General features: G+C 66.6%; 26 protein-coding genes and 4 tRNA genes. 26 read left to right on the top strand and 4 right to left on the bottom strand.

The window, feature by feature from the left end:
- Positions 1-62: 62 nt before the first annotated feature.
- Genes ET475_RS15770 through ET475_RS15760 form a run of 3 tightly spaced genes read left to right on the top strand, consistent with a single transcriptional unit; the run spans position 63 to position 2,216 of the window.
- Positions 63-1,244, top strand: coding sequence for an NAD(P)/FAD-dependent oxidoreductase (locus ET475_RS15770; protein ID WP_129392445.1), 1,182 nt, complete (start codon positions 63-65; stop codon positions 1,242-1,244).
- Positions 1,241-1,852: a sigma factor gene (locus tag ET475_RS15765; RefSeq protein WP_129392441.1), complete on the top strand. Its 612-nt coding sequence runs from the start codon at positions 1,241-1,243 to the stop codon at positions 1,850-1,852. The genes ET475_RS15770 and ET475_RS15765 overlap by 4 nt, the downstream gene beginning before the upstream one ends.
- Positions 1,770-2,216: a sigma-70 family RNA polymerase sigma factor family protein gene (locus ET475_RS15760; protein ID WP_129392438.1), complete on the top strand. Its 447-nt coding sequence runs from the start codon at positions 1,770-1,772 to the stop codon at positions 2,214-2,216. Before ET475_RS15765 ends, ET475_RS15760 begins: the two co-directional genes overlap by 83 nt.
- A gap of 33 nt (positions 2,217-2,249) precedes the next feature.
- Here ET475_RS15760 and ET475_RS15755 read toward each other — a convergent pair.
- Positions 2,250-2,325 (bottom strand) — tRNA-Val (locus ET475_RS15755).
- 152 nt (positions 2,326-2,477) lie between these two features.
- Here ET475_RS15755 and ET475_RS15750 point away from each other — a divergent pair.
- The 12 genes from ET475_RS15750 to ET475_RS15695 all read left to right on the top strand — a co-directional run bounded on the left by ET475_RS15750 (position 2,478) and on the right by ET475_RS15695 (position 10,547).
- A tRNA-Gly gene (locus ET475_RS15750) sits at positions 2,478-2,550 on the top strand.
- Positions 2,551-2,601: 51 nt separating this feature from the next.
- A tRNA-Cys gene (locus ET475_RS15745) sits at positions 2,602-2,675 on the top strand.
- Positions 2,676-2,714: 39 nt separating this feature from the next.
- Positions 2,715-2,786, top strand: a tRNA-Val gene (locus ET475_RS15740).
- A 129-nt stretch (positions 2,787-2,915) separates the two neighbouring features.
- Positions 2,916-3,179, top strand: coding sequence for a helix-turn-helix domain-containing protein (locus tag ET475_RS15735; RefSeq protein WP_129392435.1), 264 nt, complete (start codon positions 2,916-2,918; stop codon positions 3,177-3,179).
- Positions 3,180-3,829: 650 nt separating this feature from the next.
- Complete coding sequence (locus ET475_RS15730) at positions 3,830-4,198, top strand: endonuclease toxin domain-containing protein (protein WP_129392432.1); 369 nt, start codon at positions 3,830-3,832, stop codon at positions 4,196-4,198.
- Entirely contained in the window at positions 4,195-4,656 is a 462-nt protein-coding gene (locus ET475_RS15725; protein ID WP_129392430.1) for a hypothetical protein, read from the top strand. The genes ET475_RS15730 and ET475_RS15725 overlap by 4 nt, the downstream gene beginning before the upstream one ends.
- A gap of 70 nt (positions 4,657-4,726) precedes the next feature.
- A complete protein-coding gene (locus tag ET475_RS15720; RefSeq protein ID WP_129392427.1) occupies positions 4,727-5,167 on the top strand; it encodes a hypothetical protein in 441 nt (146 codons plus the stop codon).
- A gap of 63 nt (positions 5,168-5,230) precedes the next feature.
- Positions 5,231-5,437 (top strand): hypothetical protein, encoded by a 207-nt coding sequence (locus ET475_RS15715; protein WP_129392424.1) that lies wholly within the window; start codon positions 5,231-5,233, stop codon positions 5,435-5,437.
- An 818-nt stretch (positions 5,438-6,255) separates the two neighbouring features.
- Positions 6,256-7,443, top strand: a complete 1,188-nt coding sequence (locus ET475_RS15710) for an acyltransferase family protein (protein ID WP_129392421.1) — start codon at positions 6,256-6,258, stop codon at positions 7,441-7,443.
- A gap of 31 nt (positions 7,444-7,474) precedes the next feature.
- Positions 7,475-8,014: a glycine cleavage system transcriptional repressor gene (locus ET475_RS15705; protein ID WP_129392418.1), complete on the top strand. Its 540-nt coding sequence runs from the start codon at positions 7,475-7,477 to the stop codon at positions 8,012-8,014.
- Between the two features lie 50 nt (positions 8,015-8,064).
- Positions 8,065-9,993 (top strand): threonine--tRNA ligase, encoded by a 1,929-nt coding sequence (gene thrS / locus ET475_RS15700; protein WP_129394060.1) that lies wholly within the window; start codon positions 8,065-8,067, stop codon positions 9,991-9,993.
- Complete coding sequence (locus tag ET475_RS15695; protein WP_129392415.1) at positions 9,990-10,547, top strand: HIT family protein; 558 nt, start codon at positions 9,990-9,992, stop codon at positions 10,545-10,547. The genes thrS and ET475_RS15695 overlap by 4 nt, the downstream gene beginning before the upstream one ends.
- Positions 10,548-10,790: 243 nt before the next feature.
- Here ET475_RS15695 and pdxY read toward each other — a convergent pair whose 3' ends face one another.
- Both pdxY and ET475_RS15685 read right to left on the bottom strand, forming a co-directional pair.
- Positions 10,791-11,642, bottom strand: a complete 852-nt coding sequence (gene pdxY, locus ET475_RS15690) for a pyridoxal kinase PdxY (RefSeq protein ID WP_129392412.1) — start codon at positions 11,640-11,642, stop codon at positions 10,791-10,793.
- A 7-nt stretch (positions 11,643-11,649) separates the two neighbouring features.
- A complete protein-coding gene (locus ET475_RS15685) occupies positions 11,650-12,978 on the bottom strand; it encodes an aminotransferase class I/II-fold pyridoxal phosphate-dependent enzyme (protein ID WP_129392410.1) in 1,329 nt (442 codons plus the stop codon).
- Positions 12,979-13,065: 87 nt separating this feature from the next.
- Between ET475_RS15685 and pdxS the strand changes: the two genes are divergently transcribed.
- The 11 genes from pdxS (at position 13,066) to ET475_RS15630 (ending at position 23,740) form a co-directional block, all read left to right on the top strand.
- Complete coding sequence (pdxS, locus tag ET475_RS15680) at positions 13,066-13,956, top strand: pyridoxal 5'-phosphate synthase lyase subunit PdxS (RefSeq protein WP_129392407.1); 891 nt, start codon at positions 13,066-13,068, stop codon at positions 13,954-13,956.
- Complete coding sequence (gene pdxT, locus ET475_RS15675; RefSeq protein WP_129392404.1) at positions 13,946-14,536, top strand: pyridoxal 5'-phosphate synthase glutaminase subunit PdxT; 591 nt, start codon at positions 13,946-13,948, stop codon at positions 14,534-14,536. Before pdxS ends, pdxT begins: the two co-directional genes overlap by 11 nt.
- Positions 14,533-15,066, top strand: coding sequence for a DUF1697 domain-containing protein (locus tag ET475_RS15670; protein WP_129392401.1), 534 nt, complete (start codon positions 14,533-14,535; stop codon positions 15,064-15,066). Before pdxT ends, ET475_RS15670 begins: the two co-directional genes overlap by 4 nt.
- Positions 15,067-15,086: 20 nt before the next feature.
- On the top strand, positions 15,087-15,848 hold the full coding sequence (locus ET475_RS15665; RefSeq protein WP_129392398.1) for a YebC/PmpR family DNA-binding transcriptional regulator: 762 nt from the start codon (positions 15,087-15,089) through the stop codon (positions 15,846-15,848).
- A 54-nt stretch (positions 15,849-15,902) separates the two neighbouring features.
- Positions 15,903-16,472 carry a crossover junction endodeoxyribonuclease RuvC gene (ruvC, locus tag ET475_RS15660; protein WP_242497668.1) on the top strand — a complete coding sequence of 190 codons (570 nt, stop codon included), beginning with the start codon at positions 15,903-15,905 and terminating at the stop codon, positions 16,470-16,472.
- 49 nt (positions 16,473-16,521) lie between these two features.
- Positions 16,522-17,139, top strand: coding sequence for a Holliday junction branch migration protein RuvA (ruvA, locus tag ET475_RS15655; protein WP_129392396.1), 618 nt, complete (start codon positions 16,522-16,524; stop codon positions 17,137-17,139).
- Positions 17,132-18,160 carry a Holliday junction branch migration DNA helicase RuvB gene (gene ruvB, locus ET475_RS15650; RefSeq protein ID WP_129392393.1) on the top strand — a complete coding sequence of 343 codons (1,029 nt, stop codon included), beginning with the start codon at positions 17,132-17,134 and terminating at the stop codon, positions 18,158-18,160. Before ruvA ends, ruvB begins: the two co-directional genes overlap by 8 nt.
- Positions 18,161-18,236: 76 nt before the next feature.
- Positions 18,237-18,644 carry a preprotein translocase subunit YajC gene (locus tag ET475_RS15645; RefSeq protein WP_129392389.1) on the top strand — a complete coding sequence of 136 codons (408 nt, stop codon included), beginning with the start codon at positions 18,237-18,239 and terminating at the stop codon, positions 18,642-18,644.
- 31 nt (positions 18,645-18,675) lie between these two features.
- Positions 18,676-20,430, top strand: coding sequence for a protein translocase subunit SecD (gene secD / locus ET475_RS15640; protein ID WP_129392386.1), 1,755 nt, complete (start codon positions 18,676-18,678; stop codon positions 20,428-20,430).
- Entirely contained in the window at positions 20,430-21,422 is a 993-nt protein-coding gene (gene secF, locus ET475_RS15635) for a protein translocase subunit SecF (protein ID WP_129392383.1), read from the top strand. Before secD ends, secF begins: the two co-directional genes overlap by 1 nt.
- A 62-nt stretch (positions 21,423-21,484) precedes the next feature.
- The gene (locus ET475_RS15630; RefSeq protein WP_129392380.1) at positions 21,485-23,740 is read left to right on the top strand and encodes a RelA/SpoT family protein; all 2,256 of its coding nucleotides are present in this window, start codon (positions 21,485-21,487) and stop codon (positions 23,738-23,740) included.
- Here ET475_RS15630 and ET475_RS15625 read toward each other — a convergent pair.
- Entirely contained in the window at positions 23,719-24,276 is a 558-nt protein-coding gene (locus ET475_RS15625) for a hypothetical protein (protein ID WP_129392377.1), read from the bottom strand. The two genes, ET475_RS15630 and ET475_RS15625, sit on opposite strands and share 22 nt — an antisense overlap.
- Positions 24,277-24,336 lie beyond the last annotated feature (60 nt).

Raw genomic sequence — 24,336 nt, 5'->3', positions numbered from 1 at the left:
GGACATGTGCCCGCACGACCGCGCACGTGTCACAACGGATGCCGATGTTTCGTCGTCTTGGTATGGACAAGCATCGGATCATCGTTCTGGGCGGCGGCTACACCGGCATCGTGGTGGCCGGACAACTCGCGCGGCGAATGCGGCCGGCTGTCGCATCCGTGACTCTCGTCACCGGGGACGCCACTCGCGACGAGCGAATGCGTTGGCACCAGCTGGCGGCGGGGCAGCGTTACCCGTTGTTGTCGATCGCCGACGCACTGAAAGGCTCGGGGGCGCAGCTCGAGGTCGCCCGTGTCGAACGGATCGATCCGCAGCGGCATATCGTCGTTGTCAGCGGAGGACGAACCCTCTCGTACGACACACTCGTCGTGGCGCTGGGCAGTGTCATCGATTTCGGGACCGTCCCGGGCGCGCGTGAGTTTGCGCAGGGCTTGACGGATGTCGGATCCATCGAAGCGGCGGCACGCCGGCTGGCCAGCCTGCCCGACGGCGCGCGTGTCGTCATCGTCGGCGGTGGGCTGACCGGCATCGAGCTTGCGACCGAGGTGGCGGAGTCGCATCCGCAGCTCCGGATCGCGATCGTGAGCTCACGCGCTCCCGGCGACTGGCTGAGCGAGCCGGGGCGTCGTCACCTCGATCGCGCATTCGACAGGCTCGCCGTCGAGCGCGTGCGGGGACGCGTCGCCGAGGTGGGCCCTGACGCTGTCCGGCTCGCCGACGGGCAGGAGCTGTCTTCGGCGTTCACTTTCTGGGCGGCCGGTTTTCGCGCGAACCCACTCGTGGCCGCATCGGGTGTGAAGGTCGATGAACTCGGCCGCGCGTACGTCGACGCCGGTTTCCGTTCGGTCTCGCACCCCGATGTCTGGGTGGTGGGAGACGCTGCGCGCGTGCCGGGTCCGGACGGCGCACCGCTGAAGATGGGATGCCGGACGGGAGCGTTCATGGCGATGGCGGCGCCGGCCAAAGTGGCCGCGCACCTGGCCGGGGTCGGCGCCACACCGTTCGTGGGGCGGTACTTCGCTGAGTGCATCAGTCTGGGGCGCCGTGATGCCCTCTTGCAGTGGTTGACCCCGCAGGGAACGCCGACCGATCGGATCATCGTCGGCCGGCCGGCGCGGCTCATCAAGGAGTACGTGCACCGCGGAAACTTGTTCGTCGCGCGTCATCCGGGCCCGTACACCCCGGTACGCCGTGCGTCCGTGCAAGCCCCGGCGGACGGTCGGCGCGAGATGATCGAGGCATGACGGAGATTTCGGAGTCGATGCGCCGCGTCGCCTTCGGTGCGGCCTACCGGATGCTCGGGACCGTCGCCGACGCGGAGGATGTCGCTCAGTCGGCCATCGAGCGGATGCTGCGGTTGCCTCCTGCGGAGCGGCCACGGAATGTCGAGGCGTGGCTGACCACAGTGGCGACGCGGTTGGCGATCGATCAGCTGCGTTCGGCGCGGGCCCGGCGGGAGGAGTATGTCGGCGAGTGGTTCCCGGAACCTCTCGACGGCAGCAGCCTCGGAGCAGAACCTGACATCTCGGGTCACGCGGAACTCGCCGAAGAGCTCTCCTTCGCGTTCCTCGTGCTGCTTGAGACCCTGACGCCCAGCGAACGTGCTGCGTTCCTGCTGCACGACGTGCTGGATTACTCCTATGACGGCGGCGGTGCTCGATCGCCCCTCGCCCGCAGCGGCGCGCAAGCTGGTCTCGCGCGCCCGCGCTCGGGTCTCGGGGCGCGTGCCCCGCTATTCGGCGTCGACGAAGAAGCAACACGAACTCGTCATGCGATTCATCGCCGCCGTCGAGTCCGGTGCCATCGAGCAGTTCGTCGCGATGCTCTCGACCGATGTCACTGTGACCTCTGACAGTGGCGGAAAGCTACCACCCGGCTTCGCCGTCTCGCGGCCGGTGCACGGCAGCGAAGCGGTGTCCAAACTGCTGGCTTCCTATGTACGACGGGCGGTATTCCCCCTCCGCGTGGATGCTCGAGAGGTCAATGGCGGTCCCGGAGTCGTGATCGTGGTGGACCTGCCGGTGGGCGGTGGTGTGCTCGGCGTCATGTCGCTCGATATCAGGGAAGGAAAAATCGCCGCGCTGCACGGTGTGTTCAACCCGGAGAAGCTGCGGCATCTGACGCCGACGCTTGGACCGCTGGCCGATCTCGAAGCGGTCCGTGAGGCAGAGCGGGCTGGACGGCGACGGAACACGCCGCAGCGGAATGCTTCGTGACGCGACAAAAGTCGGTGCGACAGGCTGATCTTTTGGTGGGCGATGCCGGACTCGAACCGACGACCTCTTCCGTGTGAAGGAAGCGCGCTACCAGCTGCGCCAATCGCCCCTATCGCCGTGTTGGCGACCTAACGATCGTAGCGGATGTTTCCGCCCACATCGAACCGCGGGAGGTGGACACGCGCGGGTGACGCTCAGGTTTTGCGCATGAGTTGGAATCGGCTAAAGTCGTATCAGCGCCGGAGAGATCCGGAGCGAAATGCGGATGTAGCGCAGTTGGTAGCGCATCACCTTGCCAAGGTGAGGGTCGCGAGTTCGAGTCTCGTCATCCGCTCGAGTGCGGGAATCTTCTTCGGAAGATCACGCCGTGGGGTTCGAACCACGCGGTGGCGTGGCCGAGAGGCTAGGCACCGGCCTGCAAAGCCGTTTACACGGGTTCGAATCCCGTCGCCACCTCCACTCCCGGCCCCGGTCGGACAAAGTGAAAAGCCTTAACAGGCGCGATTGGCGCAGCGGTAGCGCGCTTCCCTGACACGGAAGAGGTCACTGGTTCGATCCCAGTATCGCGCACACCGAAAACCCGCGGAATACCGCGGGTTTTCTGCTTTCCGGAATCAGATTTTGTCGTAATTTTGTCGTAGCCAATTCGGATCAGGTCGTTGCAGGGCGTGTTCTGACGGCGCCGCGCATAGACCGACCATGACCACTGTTGCCCGGGAAACGACCAGGCGCCCACTCAGAATCCGCTCCGCCGGAGCACGTGCCATCGCCGCCGAGCCGGCAGAGCGCCAGCTGCTGTCGGTGGCCGAGGCTGCCCAACAGATCGGCGTCGCAGAAAAGACGATCCGCCGGTACATCGACCAGAACCGACTCCGGGCGCACCGGTTCGGGCCGAAGCTGCTGCGCATCGAGTTGGACGATCTGCTGAGCCTGGCGACCCCGGCCTACCCCGGTTCGGACTGAGCGCAGTACGGATACCAATACGCGTCGGCCCGAGCGCGCCGAGCTCGATTCGGTGGACCCGTGAGTGTCCTGTGAGTCACCCACTGCCGGAGTGAGCGCGTGAGACCGGTGGCAGGGGACCGGATGATTCTGTGTAATGCCGCCGTGTGGGACCCGGCTCCCTTACCCGGCGCGTGCCGGGTGCCAGCACAGCACACCGAGCCCATTCACCATTCCTGTCCCGACCACTGCCAGCACGGAGGGGCGTCGAACTCGAACAGGCCTCGTTGGATGTGGCTACCGAAGTGGCGCCGACGCCTCTTCCGTAGTCGCGGACTCGTCCCAGGTCGCAGGCGCAGGTCCGGGACGCGAGGAGGTTTGTCAAGGGGCGCGGCCGGACAACTGTGCCGCGGAGGCAGCTACATCGCCGTTGCCGTTCCGTCGCTGAGGCGTCGTTATAATTCCATAACGAAACTAGCTTCGATACTCAAGCGGTCCGAGCGCGCTCCATCCTTATACACAGCTTCGAAACTCGTGGTTTTCGGGCTGTGCCTGCCAGGATATCGGGCTCCCTGCCAGGCCCTGCCAGGGTAGCCCTGGCAGGGTTTTGATCCCTCAAAGCCATCGACCACCTCGCCGAGAAGCTCGCCAAGTCCCCGTGGCCACTGGGCATGGGCCCGCGCGGCTACGAGATCGAAGCGAGGTTCGGTGGGAACCTGCCCTACGCGTTCCCCACGGTCGACAAATGGGACCCCTCGACCGGTGTGGTCACCAGCATCAAGACCTTCAACCTCAAAGACGGCACCTACCTGAACCCCCGCAAGCTCAAGTGGAAGCTGCAAGAGTACATTCGTAAAGTTGCGGGCTTCAACGGTGCGCAGCGGGGCGGTTTTCGGATCGTGGAAGATGACATTACACAGCGGGTGCTGGAAGTGGGAATCCCACACGGACCAACGGCCGAGCAGGCCGCTGTATTCGAAGCCGCGACGGCGTATGCGCGCGAGCACGGAGTGGAGTTGATTGTGAGGACCGTTCGGTGACGCGTCATGAGGTGGGGATTGATAAGCAGCGCGATGGCCGCTATTTCGTCCAAGCGTTCTCGAAGACCGCGAACGGATTCCTCATCGTGGATGGGCTTCCTGAGGTACTCGACGCTCACGCAGTGGAGCTGGCCATCGGCGAGGCGGCCCTGCGGGCGCTGCACCTGTCCTGCAGCAGGGTCCTGCCTGCACGGGATCTACGCGCCGACCCTCCAGACCGGGAGTTCCTTGCCTGGCTGGGCGTCGCTTCTTATGCGAAGTACATGAAGGGCGTGAAAGAGGTCAGCCTTCGCTCCGAGTTTGACGAGACGCCGGAGACCATTCAGGTGATACCCAACCGCAACGGCGGACGCGACGGCTTCACCGACATCAAAGAGCACGCCGTGACTATCACGTACGAGAACCCCACCCAGCTCGGCCAGGCCGTCCTGGACGCCTTCCAGGACGCCACGGCCTGACAGCTTCACCGGCTCCCGAACGCACACGCATAGGGGTGACAGACGCCACTCACCCTTCAGGAGCCATGGAATGCCACAGCCCGCCGCCCGGTCCGCGCTTGAGGACCGCTACTTCACGCGGATGGCCGCAGCCCTGGGGGACAAGGCACGCCTGGCCGACTGGCTCGTTTCCGGCACGGTCGCCGACATCGGTGTGGGCGGGGGAGAGCTGTCCGCACTGTTCGCCGCCACCGAGGGCGTGACCGGTGTGTACGCGATCGACGACGCCCCCGACGCGCTCAGACGCCTGGACCAGCTGCCGGGTGTGACCCCGGTGGCAGGCTCGGTCGAGCAGCTGTCCGCCCTCGCGCCCCTGGACAACGTCGTGTTCTGCAGCGTGCTGCATGAGGTGTACTCGTACGGGGGCGGCCAGCAGGCTGTCACGGACGCCCTGGATGCGGCTGCGGCGGCCCTGCGCCCCGATGATTGCGCGGTGGAAGAAGCAAGCCTCCCTCTACAAGATCGAGCATGAGATCCAGTGAACTAAGTCTTCGTCTACGGCAACGCTGACCTCGGCACCGATGCCTTCTGCGTCATGAAGCACGAGGCGAAACTCCAGGGGAACGACAACGGCAACGTGAGTTACGCCTCGAGTATGGTCGCCGAGTCTCTCGCCGGCGGCACGCCATGGGCGAACATCAGCCAGATCGATGCGATCACCGAAGCGACAGAGATTGGCGGCCACGTTCTCACCGAAGCCGAGTGGATGACTATCGCCGTGGAACTCATCCAAGGGTATTGACAATCTATACGCCAGCTACGCAGATGCGGGCGCTCGCGCCTTTCGGCGGGGCGGCGCCTGGAGCACCGTGTCGTCCGCGGGTGTGCTCGCGCTCGCTCTGAGCAACAGCGCCTCGGCCACGGGTACGAACTGCGGATTCCGCGTCGCCCACTGATTGCAACCCTTATCCCTGATCTCCGACTACCCCGCTCATGAGCGGCGCAACCAAAACCGGCCGTTTGGTGGTCAGACAGCGACAAACGTGTTCCGCGGAATCATGCGGGGGAACTGGTTCGATCCCAGTATCGCGCACACCGAAAACCCGCGGAATACCGCGGGTTTTCTGCTTTCCGGAATCAGATTTTGTCGTGCCCAACTTGACCGTTGTCACCCGCGCAACGACCAAGCGACCACTCGGAATGCGCTCCACGGTGGTACCTCTCTGGGCGACAAGGCTCTCGACCGTATGCTCCGGCGCATGCGAGTGTGCCCGCGCCCTACTCGCGGGATGCCGGCCCGGTCCACAGCCTTGTGCGCGGTGGGCCCTCAGGATGCGTCGCGGGCGATCAGCTCGTCGACGGTCGCACCGCACCCGGGGCAGCGGCCACCGGCGTGGATGACCTCGAGGCATGCACCGCAGAAATGCTCAGGCTCGGGATGGGCGGCGGCAGGTCCGGTCAGCCGATCGGCGGCGTCGAGTGCGATGCCGCACCAGGATGTGACGAACGGGGCGCATCGCTGGCATTCGCGTTATGTGCCGTCGATGGATCGCATGAGAGAGTTCTCAGAACGCACGAATCCTCAGGGGGCTTTGACCTGGTCCGCCTAACGTGACGTCAATGGCAGTTGCATCGTCAAGATTCTCCGCCCTCGATGGGTTGCGCGGCGTCGCCGCACTTGTCGTGGTGGTTCACCACTGCCTGCTCGTCTCACCGCTCATGGCGGCGGGCTACTACGGGGGCGATGTCGGCGACAACCCCGTGCGCCTCGCGCTGATGTATACGCCGCTGCACCTTGTGTGGGGTGGCGCCGAAGCTGTCGTGGTGTTCTTCGTGTTGTCGGGGTTTGTGCTCTCGCGCGCTATCCGGTCGCGCTCGTTCGACTGGTTCTCGTACTTTCCGTCACGCGTGCTGCGCCTCTATGTGCCGGTGGTCGGCGCTATCGTGTTCGGCTTCGTCGTCCTGATGATGCCGCACGTGAACGCGACCAGCAGCCCGTGGCTGCAGCGCGACAGCTCGGACTACGATCTGGGCACGGTGCTGCAGGATCTGACCCTGGTCGGCGGCACGAGCGGCGTCGTCTCGCCTTTGTGGACGCTGCGCTGGGAGGTCATCTTCTCGCTGTTGCTGCCGGTGGCGGCGTATGCGGTGCGCGTGATTCCGGCCTGGCTGCTCGGTGTGCTGTGCGTCGGTCTGTCGACACTGGGCGCCGCGCAGGATGTCGCGGCGATGCAGTACCTGCCGATCTTCGGTGTGGGGGTGGCGCTCGAGGGCGAGTGGGATCGCATCTCGCGGACAGTGGACAGGATGACGCGCCGCGCCGGCGGCTTCGTCTGGACAGGCATCCTCGTGCTCGCCGTGACCATGCTGAGCATGCACTGGCTTCTGCTGGCGCCGCTCGGACATGCGGCTGCGGTCGCGCTCTCGCAAGGGCCCATCGTGGTGGGCGCGGCACTCCTGGTGATCATGGCGACGCATTTTGGGCCGCTGCAGCGGCTGCTCACGTGGCGGCCGATCGCGTGGTTGGGTGGGATCTCGTTCAGCCTCTATCTCATTCATGAGCCATTGGTGCTCATGATGGCCGGTGCCTCCCACGCGGCACGGTGGACCGTGCTGACCGCGGTTCCGCTGGCGCTGATCGTGGCCTGGGTCTTCTGGCTGGTCGTTGAGCGCCCCGCACACCATCTGTCGCGCACCGTGCGCGCGCGGGCCACCTGGAAGGCGGCGGCGCCCGCACAGGCTGCGTCCGACTCGGCGGCAGAAGAAGCTGCTCGCAGCGAGCAGGACCGCACGCCGATCCATGCGTGACCGCAGACGGCTGCGGCAGTAGGCTCTGGCCATGGCCCACCTCGTGCTCACCGTGGTCGGCGACGATCGCGCTGGTCTTGTGCAAAAGCTCGCCGACGTCGTCGCGGCGCACGACGGCAACTGGGAACGCAGCGAGCTGGCCGAACTCGCCGGAGCCTTCGCCGGGATTGTGCTGGTCGAGGTTCCCGAAGACCGCCGAGAGGCACTCGTCGCCGGTCTTCAGGCGCTCGACGGCCTGCTGCACATCACGCCCTACGCCGGGGCGGCGCCGGTCGCACCCGCGGCGGGGGAGCAGGTGACCTTCACCGTGCTGGGCAATGATCGACCGGGGATCGTACGCGACATCACACAGGTGCTGGTCGGGGGTGGGCTGACCATCGATCGTTTCACCAGTCGCACGGTGGCAGCGCCCATGTCGGGCGGCGAGCTGTTCGAGGCGACCGTGAGCGCCCGAGCCCGCGCGGGCGATGCCGTCACAGATGCGGTGGCCGAGCTGGAGCAACTCGCCGGCGAGATCCAAGTCGACCTCACGCTGGGCGGCACGATGGGCGCCGATAGACTCGAGGGGTGACCACTCCCTCCGACGGCTTCGCTCTGTTCCCCGACCGCTCCGTCGTCGCCATGCGTGTCAATGGCGACCTGAAGGACCTCGCCACGCAGGTCACCGACGCCGAGGTGGTCGAGCCGGTCACCATCGACAGTCCCGACGGGCTGAACATCCTGCGCCACTCGGCCGCCCACGTGCTCGCGCAGGCGGTGCAGCGGATCAAGCCGCAGACGAACCTCGGCATCGGGCCGCCGATCACCGACGGCTTCTACTACGACTTCGGCACCTCTGAACCGTTCACCCCCGAAGACCTCAAGGCCATCGACAAAGAGATGGCGCGCATCATCCGCGAGGGACAGCGCTTCGTGCGCCGCGTCGTCACCGACGACGATGCCCGTGCCGAGCTCGCGCACGAGCCGTTCAAGCTCGAGCTGATCGGCCTGAAGGGCGGCGGTGCCGAGAAGACCGAGGGGGCCAGCGTCGAGGTCGGTGCGGGTGAGCTGACGATCTATGACAACGTCAACCGCGACGGCGAGACGGTGTGGAAGGATCTCTGCCGCGGACCGCACCTACCCAACACCCGCCTGATCGGCAACGGGTGGGCACTGCAGCGCATCGCCGGTGCATACTGGCGCGGCAGTGAGAAGAATCCGCAGTTGCAGCGCATCTACGGCACCGCGTGGCCGACCAAAGACGAATTGCGCGCGTACCAGCAGCGTCTCGAAGAGGCTGCCAAGCGCGACCACCGTCGGCTCGGCAGGGAATTGGACCTCTTCTCGTTCCCCGACGAGATCGGCTCGGGCCTGTCGGTGTGGCATCCCAAGGGCGGCGTGATCCGGCAGGAGATGGAGCAGCATGCGCTGGGCCGACACCGCGAGGCCGGCTACACCTACGTGTACACACCGCACATCACCAAGAAGGACCTCTTCCTCGAGTCGAACCACCTCGTCACCTACAAAGAGGGCATGTTCCCGCCCATCCGGCTCGACGAAGAGCGCGACGAGAACGGTGAGATCACGAAGGCGGGCATCGACTACTACCTGAAGCCGATGAACTGCCCGATGCACATCCTGATCTACCGGGAGCGTGCGCGCAGCTACCGCGATCTGCCGATGCGGCTGTACGAGAACGGCACCGTCTACCGCTACGAGCTCTCCGGCGCCCTTCACGGCCTCACCCGCGTGCGCGGGTTCACTCAAGACGACTCGCACCTGTTCGTCACGCCCGACCAGCTCGAGGCCGAGGCCACGAATGTGCTGGCCTTCGTGCTGTCGATGCTGCGCGACTTCGGACTGACCGAGTTCGAACTCGAGCTGTCGATGCGCGACGACGAGAAGTCGAAGTGGATCGGCGACGAAGAGCACTGGGCGACGGCCACCGACGCCCTGCGGCGGGTGGCTCAGGCATCCGGATTGAAACTGACCGAGGTTGCCGGCGAGGCTGCCTTCTACGGTCCCAAGATCGATCTGAAGACGAAGGATGCGCTCGGGCGCACCTGGCAGCTGGCCACCGTACAGCTCGACTTTAACCTGCCTGAGCGGTTCGGCCTGGAGTACACCGGCCCCGACGGCGAGAAGCACCGCCCGGTGATGATCCACCGTGCGCTGTTCGGCTCGATCGAGCGGTTCTTCGCGATTCTGCTCGAGCACTATGCCGGGGCCTTCCCGGTGTGGCTCTCACCGGTGCAGGTGGTCGGCATTCCCGTCGCCGATGAGTACGCCGACTACCTCGGCGAGGTGATAGCGCGTCTGAAAGCCGACGGTGTGCGCGCCGAACTCGACCACGGTGATGACCGCATGCAGAAGAAGATCCGCACGCACACGACGCAGAAGATCCCGTTCCAGCTCATCGCCGGAGAGCAGGATCGTGCCGCGGGGGCCGTTTCCTTCCGCTTCCGCGACGGATCACAGCGCAACGGCGTGCCGGTGGATGAGGCCGTGCGCGTGATCCGCGAGGCCATCGACGCGAAGGCGCTGGTGAACACCGCCGAGGACGTGGCATGACGCACGCGGATGCCGCGGGCCCCGACATCCCGGGTCTCGTCGCCGCCAGCGACCTGCCGGGCGTGCCCGACGAATTCCAGAGGCTGTGGACGCCGCACCGCATGGCGTACATCCAGGCCGGTGCCGACGCGATGCGGGCGGCGTGCCCTTTCTGTGCCGCGCCGGAGAAGTCCGACGAAGACGGCCTCATCGTGCACCGCGGACGCACCGTGTATGCGCTGCTGAACCTCTTTCCGTACAACTCGGGGCATCTGTTGGTGTGCCCGTACCGCCACGTCGCCACCTACGACCAGGCCACCGACGACGAGGTCGCCGAGATCGGCGCGATCACGCAGCACGCGATGCAGGTGCTGCGCGGCGTCTCGCAGTGCGACGGGTTCAACATCGGCATGAATCAGGGGCGCGTCGCCGGGGCGGGTGTCGACGAGCATCTGCACCAGCACATCGTGCCGCGGTGGGAGACCGACGCCAACTTCTTCCCGATCATCGCCCGCACCAAGGCGCTGCCGCAGCTGCTCGGTGAGGTGCGCCAGGCCATCGCCGACGCCTGGTAAGAGTCCTCGCGGGCGAGCCCGCGTCGCGCGGGTCCGCTTCGCGCGAGTCTGCTTTCCGCGAGCCTGCGTCGCGGAGATCGGTGCGTTCGGCTCACAGGATGGAATTGGGATCCCGGGCGTGTCGACCGGCGTGTCGGGCCGACATGGCCCGACCTTCCTGCGAGCTGAACGTGCCCGACCTTGCGGCGGGCCGACACGGCCCGACCTTCCTGCGAGCTGAACGTGCTGCAGGGGGAATAACCCTCAGCGCACCTGCGTGACCTCGAACTGCATGCGCGGATGGGCGTACGACTCCTGCGCCTCGACGAGCTGCAGCTCGCGCTCGCCCGATTGATGGGTGCGCTCGAGCAGGTCGTACACGCTCGAGGTCGAGCGCGCGAGCGCCTCGGACGCGCTGCCGGTTGCACGATAGTGGGCGGTGAACAGGGCCGCCGTGACATCACCCGAGCCGTTGGCCTTCAGCGGCAGCATGGGCGTCTGCACGATCCACGCTCCAGCGTCGTCGACGGCGAGCATCTCGATGGTGTCGGCGGGCCGGTCGGGGCGTTGCACGCTGGTGACCAGCACGGTGCGCGGGCCCAGGGCGCGCGCGGCGTCGACCGAGGCGAGGGTCGACTCCAGCGTGTGCGGCTCGGTTGCGGTCAGGTAACCGAGCTCGAACTGATTCGGCGTGATGATGTCTGCCGCCGGCACCACACGGTCGCGGAGCAGCTGCGGAATCGCGGGAGCCACGAAGCACCCCGACGTGGCGTTGCCCATCACCGGGTCGCACGCGTAGACGGCGTCGGGGTTGGCCGCCTTCACACGACCGACGGCGTCGAGGATCACATCGGCGATTCCCTCGCCGCCCTGGTAGCCGCTGAGAACGACGTCGATCTGGCCGAGCACTCCGCGTTCCTCGATACCGGTGATCACATCGCGCACGTCGTCGGGGCTGATCATGGGACCACGCCATGCGCCGTATCCGGTGTGGTTGGAGAAGTTCACGGTGTAGACCGGCAGCACCTCGACGCCGATCCGCTGCAGCGGGAAGACGGCGGCCGAGTTGCCGACGTGACCATAGGCGACGGCGGACTGGATGGAGAGGATCTTCACCGATCGATCATCCCACCTTCGCGCCGGCGGTCACGACCGCGGCGGCCAGGTCGTCCGCGAGCTGCGCGGCGGCGGTGTCGTCGAGATCGTGCACCGTCAACCGCAGATGGCGGGAGGCGGCATCCGAGAGCACGAAGTCATCGCCGAGCCGGGCGAGCCAGCCGCGCCGCATCAGCTGCTCACCGACTGCGCGGGCGGTCACCGGCAGCGTCACCCAGACGTTGAGTCCATCGCCGGATGCCGCATCCAGACCCGGCACGTCGTGCGCGAGCCGGCGGACGAACGCGGCGTTGCGCTCGGCGTAATGTTTCCCGGCCGCGGTGATCGCAGTACGCACGTCGGCGTCGGCGAGCAGGGCATGAGTCAGTCGCTGCAGCAGATGGCTCACCCAGGTGGTGCCCGGGCTCAGCCGCAGAGCGAGGCGTTCGGCCGTCGTAGGATCCGAGGCGACCACGGCCAGACACATGTCGGGGCCGAGGAACTTCGACACCGACCGCACGAGGGCGAATCGGCGATGATCCGGCGGCAGGATGCTGTGGAAGGGATGCTGCGACAGCATCGAGAAGTGGTCGTCCTCGATCACGAGCACATAGGGGTGACTCGACAACTCGTCACGCAGCGCGGCCGCGCGTTCGGCCGACAGGCTCGCACCGGTCGGGTTCTGCGCTCGCGGGGTGCAGACCACGGCACGGACGCCCGCCTGCAGGGCGGCCCGAAGGCCCTGCACCGTCATCCCCTGTTCATCGATCGGCACCGCAACAGTGCGATATCCGCCGAGGCGTGCGGTCTGAATGCCGGCGAGCCAGCACGGGTCCTCCAGCGCGACGGCGTCGTCGCGGGTCAGTGCCTGGGCGAGCAGTCTCTCGACGGCGTCGACGGCCCCGCTGGTGACCGTCAGCCGCAGCTCGCGATCAGGCAAGTCGGCCGCCATCCACCCGTGCGCCCAGTGCGCGAGCGCGTCGTCGATCACCGGCTCGCCATACAGCACCGGGCGGCCGACGACGGCCTGCAACGCCACGGAGGGGTCGGGGATGAGCGCCGGATCGGGATTTCCCGTACCGACATCGCGCAGCACGTTGTCGGTCGCGAATCCCTCCTGGGGTGCGGCGTAGTGGTCGACGATGCGGGTGCCGCCGCGGCCACGCGTCTGGGCGATGCCGGCCTGCACGAGCTGCCGGTAGGCGGCGACCACCGTGTTGCGATTCACGCTCAGCTGCTCGGCCAGCGCACGCACCGAGGGGAGGGTGTCGCCGGGACCCAGCATCCCGCGGTCGCGCAGATCGCGAACGCTCTCGGTGATCTCGATCGCGGTCGAGCCGCTGATGCGCTGGTCCATGGCACCTCCTTCGGACGACTGTACGCGAACGTGCTACGTTTTGGCATAGGCCAATGAGCGGCATTGGCATGAGCGAAGGGTGTCATCGTGTCGGACGCAACCACCGGAGGCGCACGAGTCAAGCGCGGCCTCGCCGAGATGCTCAAGGGCGGCGTCATCATGGACGTCGTCACCGCTGACCAGGCCAAGATCGCCGAAGACGCCGGTGCGGTCGCCGTCATGGCGCTCGAACGGGTGCCCGCCGACATCCGCGCACAAGGTGGAGTGGCACGGATGAGCGATCCCGACCTCATCGACCAGATCATCGAGGCTGTCTCGATTCCGGTGATGGCCAAAGCCCGCATCGGCCACTTCGTCGAGGCGCAGGTGCTCCAGGAACTCGGCGTCGACTACATCGACGAGTCCGAGGTGCTCTCGCCCGCCGACTACGTCAACCACATCGACAAGTGGAACTTCACCGTGCCGTTCGTGTGCGGCGCGACCAATCTGGGCGAGGCGCTGCGGCGCATCACCGAAGGGGCGGCCATGATCCGTTCCAAGGGCGAGGCGGGCACCGGCGACGTGTCGGAGGCCACGAAGCACATCCGCAAGATCAGCGGTGAGATCAACGAGCTGCGCTCGAAGACGAAGGACGAGCTGTACGTCGCGGCGAAGGAGCTGCAAGCCCCGTACGAGCTCGTGGCCGAGGTCGCGGCGACCGGCACGTTGCCCGTCGTGCTGTTCGTCGCCGGCGGCGTGGCCACCCCGGCAGATGCCGCGATGATGATGCAGCTGGGCGCCGACGGCGTGTTCGTCGGCTCGGGGATCTTCAAGTCGGGCGACCCAGCGGCGCGCGCGGCCGCGATCGTGAAGGCGACCACGTTCTTCGACGACCCGAAGGTGGTGGCCGAGGTCTCGCGGGGGCTGGGGGAGGCGATGGTCGGGATAAACGTGACCGACCTGGCAGCCCCGCACCGCCTCGCCGACCGTGGCTGGTAACCCCCGCGTCGGTGTGCTCGCCCTGCAGGGCGATGTGCGCGAGCACGTCCGCATCCTGACGGCGTTGGGGGCAGAGGCGGTGCTTGTGCGTCGCCCTGCCGAGCTCGCCACCGTCGCGGGGTTGGTGTTGCCCGGCGGTGAGTCGAGTGTCATCGACAAGCTCGCGCGCGCATTCGGCCTGCGCGTTCCCATCCGCGAGGCGATAGCGGGGGGCCTGCCGGTCTATGGCACATGCGCGGGCATGATCCTGCTCGCCGACCGGATCGTCGACGGGATCGACGGCCAACAGACCTTCGGCGGACTGGATGTCACGGTGCGGCGCAACGCGTTCGGCAGTCAGGTCGACTCGTTCGAGGCGGACCTGGACGTGCCGGCGCTCGGTGATCCGCCGGTGCGTGCCGTGTTCATTCGGGCGCCGGTGGTCGAGAAGCTCGGCCCGGGCGCCGAGGCCCTGGCGACGCTCGCCGACGGCCGCGTGGTCGCCGTCGCACAAGGCCGGCTGATGGCGACATCATTCCACCCTGAGATGAGCGGCGAGGATCGATTTCATCGCCGGCTTCTCGATATCGTGACGGCATGACGACGTGGGCGGCGCTGCTGCGCGGGGTGAACGTGAACGGCATCACCATCCACAGCGCCGATCTGGCTGAGCTGTTCCACACGCTGGGGTTCTCAGCGGTCAAGACGGTATTGGCCAGCGGAAACGTGAGATTCGACGCGGATGCCGCAGCCGAAGACCGCGCGACGCTGAAGACGCGCATCGAGCAGGCATTGCGGGAGCGCTTCGGCTATGACGCGTGGATCGTCCTGGTGACGGCAACGGAGCTGGCCGCGGCGGCCGACGGATTCCCCTTCGACGCCGCCGATGCCCAGCGTCAGCCGTATCTGGTGTTCTGCGCGAGCGATGATGTGCGCGACGAACTGGCACGGGCAGCGGCATCCCTTTACGCAGCCGACGACCCGGTCGCGATCGGCCCCGGCGTCGTGTACTGGAACCCCGAAAAGGGGCGCTCGGTGGACACGGCATTCGCGCGCGTGCTGGCACGTTCGGCATACAAGGCGAGCACCACGACGCGGAATCTGCGGACGGTGCGAAAGATGCTGGGCTGAGATTCCGTACACTGGAAGACATGTCCGGCCACTCCAAGTGGGCGACGACCAAGCACAAGAAAGCCGTCATCGACGCGCGTCGTGCCAAGTCGTTCGCCAAGCTCATCAAGAACATCGAAGTCGCCGCCAAGATGGGCGGCGCCGACCTGAACGGCAACCCGACGTTGTACGACGCCGTTCAGAAGGCGAAGAAGACCTCGGTGCCCAACGACAACATCGACCGCGCCATCAAGCGCGGTGCGGGTGTCTCGGGCGAGTCTGTCGACTACCAGACGATCATGTACGAGGGCTACGGCCCCAACGGCGTGGCCCTGCTGATCGAGTGCCTCACCGACAACAAGAACCGCGCGGCGGCCGAGGTGCGCACAGCCCTCACCCGCAACGGCGCGACCCTGGCCGACCCCGGCAGCGTCGCGTACAACTTCGCCCGCAAGGGCGTGATCGTCGTGTCGGGCGAGGGCACCACCGAAGACGACGTGATGATGGCCGCGCTGGAGGCCGGGGCTGAGGAGATCGAGCCGCACTCGGCGGGCTTCGAGGTGATCACCGAGGCGTCTGACCTTGTCTCGGTGCGCGCGGCGATCCAAGAGGCAGGGCTCGACTACGAGTCGGCCGATGTCGAATTCGTGCCGTCGCTGAAGGTCGAGGTCGACGCTGAGACGGCTCGCAAGATCTTCCGCATCATCGATGCGCTCGAAGACAGCGACGACGTGCAGAACGTCTTCAGCAACTTCGACCTGACGGCCGAGGTGCAGGCCGAACTCGAGAAAGACGACGACTGACGCCGCGGGCGCGCCGCCCGGTTCGCGGCGCTGTCTCGCCTTAGGGTGGACGGCGTGAGCGGTCGAAGCGTGCGCGTGCTCGGGATCGATCCCGGGCTCACCCGGTGTGGTGTGGGAGTCGTGGATGTCGCCCCCGACCGCTCGGCGCGGCTCGTGTACGTCGGCGTCGTGCGATCGGCTGCCGACGCCCGCATCGAGAGCAGACTGGCCACGATCGCCGCCGGCATCCGAGAGGTGCTGGCCGCGCACCGGCCCGATGTGCTGGCGGTGGAGCGCGTTTTTGCACAGCAGAACCGCAACACGGTGATGGGCACGGCCCAGGCCAGTGGAATCGCGTTGTTGCTGGCGGCCGAGCACGGCATCCCGGCCGCGTTGCACACCCCGACCGAGGTGAAAGCGGCGATCACCGGTTACGGCGGGGCCGACAAGCGTCAGGTGCAGGCAATGGTCGCCAGGATTCTGCAGATGGATGAGCTGCCGAAGCCCGCTGATGCCGCCGACGCACTGGCGCTCGCGCTGTGTCACGCATGGCGGGGGAGTGCGGGCACTCCGACGACATCGACCGGCCCGCTGACGCCCGCGCAGCGCGCGTGGGCCGACGCCGAGCGGGTCGCCCGGCGGTGAGATGCGTGTCGCTCGAACAAATGTCCGATGCCTGGCCTAGACTGGCGCCATGATCTCTTCACTCCACGGGACCGTGCTGCACGCAGCCGCAGACAGCGTCCAGGTGGTCGTCGGCGGGGTGGGCTTCACGGTAGCGGTCACGCCCGATGTCGCGCGGGCGGCGCGGGTGGGTGAGCAGCTGCAGTTGCACACGACCCTCATCGTCCGCGAGGACGCGTTGTCGCTGTACGGATTCGCCGAGCGGGCGGAGTGTGCTCTCTTCCAGATTCTGCTGGGTGTGACAGGTGTCGGCCCGAAATCGGCGCTGGGCGTACTGGCTGCGATGTCGGTCGACCAGATAGCGCAGGCCGTCGCCGACGACGACGACGCGCCGTTCCGGCGCGTGTCGGGGATCGGTCCGAAGACCGCGAAGCTGATCGTCGTTCAGCTGGCCGGCAAACTGGCGCCGCCGGCATCAGCGCCGGCGAGTACGGCATCGGCACCGACGGCGATCGCAGGTCAGGTCGTGACAGCCCTGGTCGGTCTGGGCTGGAGCGAGCGGGTCGCCGTTGACGCGGTGCAGACGATCGCGGCTGAAGCGAGCGAGTCAGACCGCGCACAGGTGCCGGCTCTGCTCCGGCTCGCCTTGGCATACCTGGGCCCGGCACGGGAGGCCGCCCGTGGATGAGCTCGACCCCGAGATCCAGGACGACTCGGAACTGGCCATCGAGGGTGCGCTGCGTCCCGGGTCACTTGCCGAGTTCATCGGCCAGCAGAAGGTGCGCGGGCAGCTGCAGTTGCTGCTGGATGCGGCGCGCATCCAGCAGCGTCCCCCCGACCACATCCTTCTGGCCGGCCCGCCCGGGCTGGGAAAGACGACGCTGGCGATGATCGTCGCGCATGAGAGCGGGCGCGCGCTGCGCATGTCCAGTGGCCCGGCGATCCAGCATGCGGGAGACCTGGCCGCGCTGCTGTCGAGTCTCACTCCCGGCGAGGTGCTGTTCATCGACGAGGTACATCGCATGGCGCGATCTGCCGAAGAGATGCTGTACCTGGCCATGGAAGACTTCCGAATCGACATCATGGTCGGCAAGGGGGCCGGTGCCACCAGCATCCCGCTCGATCTGGCTCCCTTCACCCTGGTCGGGGCGACCACCCGGTCGGGGCTCCTACCCAATCCGCTGCGCGACCGGTTCGGGTTCACCGCACACCTGGAGTACTACGAGTCCGAAGAGCTCGAACAAGTGGTCAAGCGGTCGGCTGCCATGCTCGACATCGCACTGCCGCAGCCGGCACGTGCCGAGATCGCCCTCCGCTCCCGCGGCACGCCGCGCATCGCCAACCGGCTGCTGCGGCGCGTGCGCGACTACGTCGTCGTGCACGGGGCCGGCACAGCGAACGAGGTGGATCCCGCCATCGTCGACGCCGCGCTCGACCTCTACGACGTCGATGCCATCGGCCTCGACCGTCTCGACCGCGCGGTGCTGGACGGGCTCATCCGGCGCTTCCGCGGCGGACCTGTCGGGCTGAACACCCTGGCCGTCACGGTCGGCGAAGAGGCCGAGACGATCGAATCGGTCGTCGAGCCGTACCTCGTGCGGATCGGATTCATGTCGCGCACCCCGAGGGGGCGAGTGGCGACGCCCGAGGCCTATCGGCACCTCGGCATCCCGCACTCCGACGGGGCTCTGAATCTCCATGACCTATAATCACTGAAGACTTCTCCCCGTCTTCTCTCTGGCAGCGCCGCCGCGCGCGCCGCAATCGAAAGGTGCCGATCTCTTCATGGCTGAGTTCTTCTCCCAGTACGGCTTGATCATCCTGCTGGTGCTGCTCCTGATCTTCATGTTCTGGAGCTCGCGTCGCCGCATGGCCAAGCAGAAGGCCGAGCAAGAGGCGAAGGCACGCCAGACCGTTCCCGGTGCCGAGGTTCTTCTGCAGGGTGGCCTCTACGGCACGATCGTCTCCTACGACCCCGACAACCTCGACCAGCCCGCCATCGTCGAGCTCGCTCCCGGTGTGAACATCAAGGTGCACAGCCAGGCCATCATGCGCGTGGTCACCGCGACCGATGAGCCGTCCACCGTCGACTCGATCGGCGAGACCCCTGCCACGCCTCAGGTCGAGACGGCCGAAGAGACCGCCCGGCGGCTGCAGGCAGAGGCAGACAAGAAGGACACGCCCGAGGCCTGATCGGGCCGCTCCGCGAGAAAGCTGACCCTCCGTGGCCGCATCCACCCCCGTCAAGCACGCTTGGCGCGCCCTTTTGGGCCTCGTCATCGTCGTCGCCGTTCTGGCCGGCATCAACGCCCTGGGCGTCTTCCTCAAAGAGGCCTCCTGGGTGCCAGAACTCGCCCTCGACCTTCAAGGCGGCACGCAGATAGTGCTGCAGGCGAAGTCGGCCGACGGTTCCGCGCCGACCAAAGACCAGATGGCCCAGGCTGCCACGATCATCCGCCAGCGGGTGGATGCCTCGGGGGTGGGGGAGTCCGACATCCAGACGCAGTCTGGCAACCAGATCGTCGTGCAGATCCCCGGTCCGGCCGACGACGAGACCCGCGCGCGCATCGAGGCGTCGGCGCAGCTGCAGCTGCGCGCGGTGCTGTATGCGGGCGATCCGGCGACGAGTTTCGTCGGCGAAGACGGCAACCAGACGCCCTACCCGACACCGGCAGCCACGCTGCAGGCCACTCCCACGGCCTCGCCGTCGAATGCCAGCGATATCAGCTGGATCACCCCGAAGCTGCAGGCCCAGTTCCTGGCATACGACTGCGACGCCAAGAACAACGATCCGGCCGACGCACCCAAGGACCAGCCGCTCATCACCTGCGAAGCAGATGGATCGGCCAAGTACATCCTGGGGCCCGTCGAGCAGAAGACCATCGACGGCAAAGACGTCTTTCTCGACGGTTCGCTGATCAATACCGCGAGCTATGGCATGAACTCGCAGAACGGTCAGTGGGAGGTCAACCTCAAGTTCGACAGCAAGGGCACCTCGATCTTCACCGCGGTCAGCACGCGCCTGTACGGCCTTGAGTCGCCGCTGAACCAGTTCGCGTTCGTGCTCGACGGTCAGGTCATCTCCGCCCCGCAGATGAACGCGGTCATCACCGACGGCAACCCGTCGATCTCGGGCTCGTTCACCGAGACGACCGCGAAGACCCTGGCCGACCAGCTCAAGTACGGCGCGCTGCCGCTGAGCTTCACCGTGGTTAGCTCCGACACGATCTCGGCCACTCTGGGTTCGCAGCAGCTGCAGATCGGTCTTATCGCGGGCCTCATCGGGTTGGCGTTGGTGGCGCTGTATTCACTTATCAGCTACCGCGCACTCGGCTTCGTGATCATCGCTTCGCTGGGCGTCATGGGGGTGATCACGTACTTCATGCTGTGCATCCTGGCCTGGCGCATGGGCTTCCGCCTCTCGCTGGCCGGCGTTGCCGGTCTGATCGTGACGATTGCCTTCACCGCCGACTCGTTCATCGTGTATTTCGAGCGAATACGCGACGAACTCCGCGACGGCAAATCAATCACCGGGGCCGTCGAAGACGGCTGGGCCAGTGCTAAACGCACCATCTACATTGCGAAGGCCGTCAACATCCTGGCCGCGGTGGTGCTCTACATCCTCGCGGATGCCACGGTGAAGGGCTTTGCCTTCACGCTGGGGCTGACCACAGCGATCGACATCCTGATCTTCATCCTGTTCACCCACCCGGTCATGCAGTTGGTGGCCAGGACGCGGTTCTTCGGCGAAGGGCACAAGCTCTCGGGAATGGATCCGGATGCGTTGGGCGCCGTCTACCGGGGTCGCGCGCAGTTCCGAGCGCCCGCCCTGGAAGGCAAGGGAGCAGCAGTGCGCCGCACCGCGCGCTCGCGTGGCGAGGCCGAGCGGCGTCAGACGATCGCCGAGCGCAAACTGGCAGAAGAGCGCGCGGCCAAGAGCGGTTCATCCGCCTCGACGAAGAAGGGGGCTGATCGCTGATGGGCGTCATGAGCCGTTTCGGCAACAACCTCTACTCGGGCAAGGTCTCCTTCCCGTTCGTACCCATGCGGCGACTGTGGTTCATCATCGCTGGCGCGCTGGTCGTACTCTCGGCACTGGTGCCGTTCATCCGTCCGGTCGAGTTCTCCATCGAGTTCACCGGCGGGTCGCAGTTCACCGTGTCGGATGTCGCGCATCCCGACCAGACTGTTGCCACCGACGCCGTTGTTTCCGTGGTGCCGCACGCCTCGACGAAGGTGACCACGGTGGGCAGCGACGGCGTGCGCGTGCAGACCGACCAGATGACACCAGACGAGACGCAGGCGGTGTCCAAGGCCCTTGCGCAGGCGTTCAATGTCGATGTCGACAAGCACGTCACCGCATCGTTCATCGGGCCCAGCTGGGGTGCCGATGTCACGCGGCAGTCTCTGTGGGGTCTGGCGATCTTCCTCGCCCTGACGTTCCTCATTCTGGCCCTGTACTTCCGCACCTGGAAGATGTCGGTTGCCGCCATCATCGGCCTGGTCGACGTTCTCGTGATCACCATCGGGATCTACGCGGCGGCGGGATTCGAGATCTCGCCCGCCGCGGTGATCGGATTCCTCACGATCCTGGCGTACTCGCTTTACGACGTGACAGTGGTGTTCGACAAGATCCGCGAGAACACGCATGAAGACGGCGAGCATGCCAACCGCACGTTCGGCGAGTCGGTGAACCTCGCCGTGAACCAGACGCTGGTGCGCTCGATCAACACCACCGTCGTCGCGGTTCTGCCGGTGGGTGCGATCCTGTTCATCGGGGCGTTCTGGCTCGGCGCCGAGACGCTCAGCGACATCTCGCTGTCGATCTTCGTGGGCATCATCGTCGCCGCATACTCGACGCTGTTCGTGGCAGCCCCTCTCTACTCCCTGTTCCGGGAGGGCGAGCCGGCACTGAAAGCGCACGACGCGAAGGTGCGCAAGGCGCGCGCACAGGCCGCCGTCACCGCCTGAGCCGAGGGTCGGCGCGCGCGCCGGGCGTAGGATTGTCGGGATCGACGCAGAGGGGGTGGACCATGGCCGAGACCGTCTCCTCCGCGCAGAGTTCTTCCCTGCGACGGCTGGTTCCCCGGATCTTCTCGCGGGCCGCCCGGCGTGACGACGTCGAGCAGCTCATCCGCACGGTGCGCACGCACCACCCCAAGGGTGATCTGTCTATTCTCGAGCGGGCATATGCCACCGCCGAGGCGGCGCATGCGGGCCAGACGCGGCAGAGCGGCGAGCCGTACATCACGCACCCTCTCGCGGTCGCCCAGATTCTCGCCGATCTCGGACTCGGGCCACGCGCGGTCGCTGCGGCGTTGTTGCACGACACCGTCGAAGACACCGACTACAGCCTCGCCGAACTGACGCGTGATTTCGGCGACGAGGTCGCGATGCTCGTCGATGGGGTCACGAAGCTCGACAAGGTGAAGTACGGCGAGAGCGCCCAAGCCGAGACGGTGCGCAAGATGATCGTCGCGATGTCACGCGACATCCGCGTTCTCATCATCAAGCTCGCCGACCGGCTGCACAACGCGCGCACCTGGGGGTTCGTGCCGCCCGAGAAGGCGAAGCGCAAGGCGACCGAGACGCTCGAGATCTATGCGCCGCTCGCGCATCGCCTGGGCATCCAGACGATCAAGGCCGAACTCGAAGACCTGTCGTTCGCCGTGCTGCAGCCCAAGCTCTATGCCGAGATCGACAGCCTGGTCAAGCAGCGCACGCCCCAACGTGAGCAGTACGTGCACAGTGTCATCAGCGATGTCGAGGCGGATCTGCGCGAGTTGCGTATTCGCGGTCAGGTCGTGGGCAGGCCCAAACAGCTGTATTCGGTCTATCAGAAGATGATCGTGCGCGGCCGCGAGTTCGACGACATCTACGACCTCATCGGTATTCGCGTTCTGGTGAACACGGTGCGCGACTGCTACGCCGTGCTGGGGGCCATCCATGCGCGCTGGACGCCGCTGCCCGGGCGTTTCAAGGACTACATCGCCACGCCGAAGTTCAACCTCTACCAGTCGCTGCACACCACCGTGATCGGCCCGGGCGGGCGCACCGTGGAGATTCAGATCCGCACCCATGAGATGCACCAGCAGGCTGAGTACGGCGTGGCGGCGCACTGGAAGTACAAAGAGCGGATGAACGGCGGCAAGGCCGATACCCGCGCGGTCGACGCCGACATGGCGTGGCTGGCGCGCATCTCGGACTGGCAGGCAGAGACCGCCGATCCGGGGGAGTTCCTCGACTCGCTGCGCTTTGAGATCGGCGCCAAAGAGGTCTACGTCTTCACCCCGAAGGGGCGGGTGATCGGCCTGCCGGCGGGGGCGACACCGGTCGATTTCGCCTACGCGGTGCACACCGAAGTGGGCCATCGCACGATGGGCGCCAAGGTCAACGGACGCCTGGTGCCTCTCGAGTCCGAACTGCACTCGGGTGATGTCGTCGAGGTCTTCACGTCGAAGAATCCGGATGCCGGACCCAGCCAGGATTGGCTGAGCTTTGTCAAGAGCACCCGAGCACGCAGCAAGATTCGCGGCTGGTTCACGAAGGAGCGACGCGAAGAAGCCATCGAGCAGGGCAAAGAGGCCATCGCCCGCGCCATGCGGCGGCAGAACCTGCCTCTGCAGCGTCTGATGAGTCAGGACTCGTTCGCCGAGGTGGCTCAGCAGCTGCGGTACGAAGACGTCTCGGCCCTGTACGCCGCCGTCGGCGAGGGACACGTGTCGACGCAGTCGGTGCTGGAGAAGGTGACGGCGCTGGTCACCGCGAACGAGACGGCGACGGGGCCGATCGAGTTGCCGCCGCACGGCGGCAAGCCCCGCTCCCAACGCGGCGGCAGCGATTCGGGCATTCTGGTGCGCGGTGCCGACGACATTCTCGTCAAGCTCGCGAAGTGCTGCACCCCGGTGCCCGGTGACAAGATCGTGGGTTTTGTCACCCGGGGCAGCGGCGTCTCTGTGCACCGTGCCGACTGCACGAACGTCAAGGCGCTCATGGCCAGCCCCGAGCGTCTCATCGACGTCGAGTGGGCCCCGACCTCCAAGAGCGTGTTCCTTGTGCAGATCCAGGTCGAGGCGCTGGATCGCTCGGGGCTCCTCAGTGATGTGACGCGCGTGCTCAGCGAACACCACGTGAACATCCTGTCGGCCACGGTGAGCACTGGCGACGACAGGCTGGCGATCAGCCGCTTCGTCTTCGAGATGGGCGATACCGTGCACCTCGATCGGGTGCTGAACGCGGTGCGGCGCATCGATGCCGTGTACGACGTCTATCGGGTGACGTCGAGCTGATCGCGAGCCCAGGCGGCCAGTCGTGCCCGCGCTTGGCGTTTGCCACGGACGGGACCTGCCTGCTCGAGCCAGCGCATGCTCTCGCCCACTGTCACCTCCCCGCCGCGCAGCAGCGTCTGCGCCGCGGCACAGTCGGCCTCCGACCCGGCGCGGGCCAGGTCGATGAGAGTGCGCACCGCGGTGGTGACCCAGACGCCGCCGATGCGTACGAGATCGCGCATGGGTACGGGGGTGTCGTGATAATCGAGGCGGCGATCGATGACGTGGTGCAGCCGATAATCCGTCGCACGCTGCACTCGGTAGCGCGCCGGTGGTGATGGGGCTGCGCCGTGGATCCAGGCAGCGGTCAGCGTCGTGGCCGCGAGGGTGTCGCCGAGGAGCGGGCGCAGTGAACCTCCGCGCAGCGCGGGCGTCTCCACGGCGTCGGCGGGAATGTATGCATCGCCCAGTGCGACGAGGTGTCCATCGAGACAGGCCGCTGCCAACTCGGCGACCGAGAGCCGCTCATCGGGAAAGTACAAGTACGGCGAAGGCATACCCGCAGTGTGCCTGAACCGTCCGCTTGCCGGAACGGAGGATGCCGCAGCTGTGGATAA

Origin of the sequence: Microbacterium protaetiae (assembly GCF_004135285.1) — a bacterium.
GTDB lineage: Bacteria > Actinomycetota > Actinomycetes > Actinomycetales > Microbacteriaceae > Microbacterium > Microbacterium protaetiae.
The sequence above is the reverse complement of the archived record's forward strand: the minus strand, read 5'-3'. Positions and strand labels throughout refer to the sequence as shown.

What these genes read in the sequence shown, in the direction of transcription:
- ET475_RS15710 (WP_129392421.1), top strand. Translation starts at nt 6,256, where the DNA reads ATGGCAGTTGCATCGTCAAGATTCTCCGCCCTCGATGGGTTGCGCGGC.
- ET475_RS15735 (WP_129392435.1), top strand. Translation starts at nt 2,916, where the DNA reads ATGACCACTGTTGCCCGGGAAACGACCAGGCGCCCACTCAGAATCCGC.
- ET475_RS15730 (WP_129392432.1), top strand. Translation starts at nt 3,830, where the DNA reads ATGGGCCCGCGCGGCTACGAGATCGAAGCGAGGTTCGGTGGGAACCTG.
- ET475_RS15705 (WP_129392418.1), top strand. Translation starts at nt 7,475, where the DNA reads ATGGCCCACCTCGTGCTCACCGTGGTCGGCGACGATCGCGCTGGTCTT.
- ET475_RS15665 (WP_129392398.1), top strand. Translation starts at nt 15,087, where the DNA reads ATGTCCGGCCACTCCAAGTGGGCGACGACCAAGCACAAGAAAGCCGTC.
- secF (WP_129392383.1), top strand. Translation starts at nt 20,430, where the DNA reads ATGGGCGTCATGAGCCGTTTCGGCAACAACCTCTACTCGGGCAAGGTC.
- ET475_RS15625 (WP_129392377.1), bottom strand. Translation starts at nt 24,276, where the DNA reads ATGCCTTCGCCGTACTTGTACTTTCCCGATGAGCGGCTCTCGGTCGCC.
- thrS (WP_129394060.1), top strand. Translation starts at nt 8,065, where the DNA reads ATGCGTGTCAATGGCGACCTGAAGGACCTCGCCACGCAGGTCACCGAC.
- ET475_RS15770 (WP_129392445.1), top strand. Translation starts at nt 63, where the DNA reads ATGGACAAGCATCGGATCATCGTTCTGGGCGGCGGCTACACCGGCATC.
- ET475_RS15685 (WP_129392410.1), bottom strand. Translation starts at nt 12,978, where the DNA reads ATGGACCAGCGCATCAGCGGCTCGACCGCGATCGAGATCACCGAGAGC.
- ruvA (WP_129392396.1), top strand. Translation starts at nt 16,522, where the DNA reads ATGATCTCTTCACTCCACGGGACCGTGCTGCACGCAGCCGCAGACAGC.
- ET475_RS15645 (WP_129392389.1), top strand. Translation starts at nt 18,237, where the DNA reads ATGGCTGAGTTCTTCTCCCAGTACGGCTTGATCATCCTGCTGGTGCTG.
- ET475_RS15630 (WP_129392380.1), top strand. Translation starts at nt 21,485, where the DNA reads ATGGCCGAGACCGTCTCCTCCGCGCAGAGTTCTTCCCTGCGACGGCTG.
- ET475_RS15715 (WP_129392424.1), top strand. Translation starts at nt 5,231, where the DNA reads ATGAAGCACGAGGCGAAACTCCAGGGGAACGACAACGGCAACGTGAGT.
- ET475_RS15765 (WP_129392441.1), top strand. Translation starts at nt 1,241, where the DNA reads ATGACGGAGATTTCGGAGTCGATGCGCCGCGTCGCCTTCGGTGCGGCC.
- ET475_RS15670 (WP_129392401.1), top strand. Translation starts at nt 14,533, where the DNA reads ATGACGACGTGGGCGGCGCTGCTGCGCGGGGTGAACGTGAACGGCATC.
- ET475_RS15695 (WP_129392415.1), top strand. Translation starts at nt 9,990, where the DNA reads ATGACGCACGCGGATGCCGCGGGCCCCGACATCCCGGGTCTCGTCGCC.
- ET475_RS15720 (WP_129392427.1), top strand. Translation starts at nt 4,727, where the DNA reads ATGCCACAGCCCGCCGCCCGGTCCGCGCTTGAGGACCGCTACTTCACG.
- ET475_RS15760 (WP_129392438.1), top strand. Translation starts at nt 1,770, where the DNA reads ATGCGATTCATCGCCGCCGTCGAGTCCGGTGCCATCGAGCAGTTCGTC.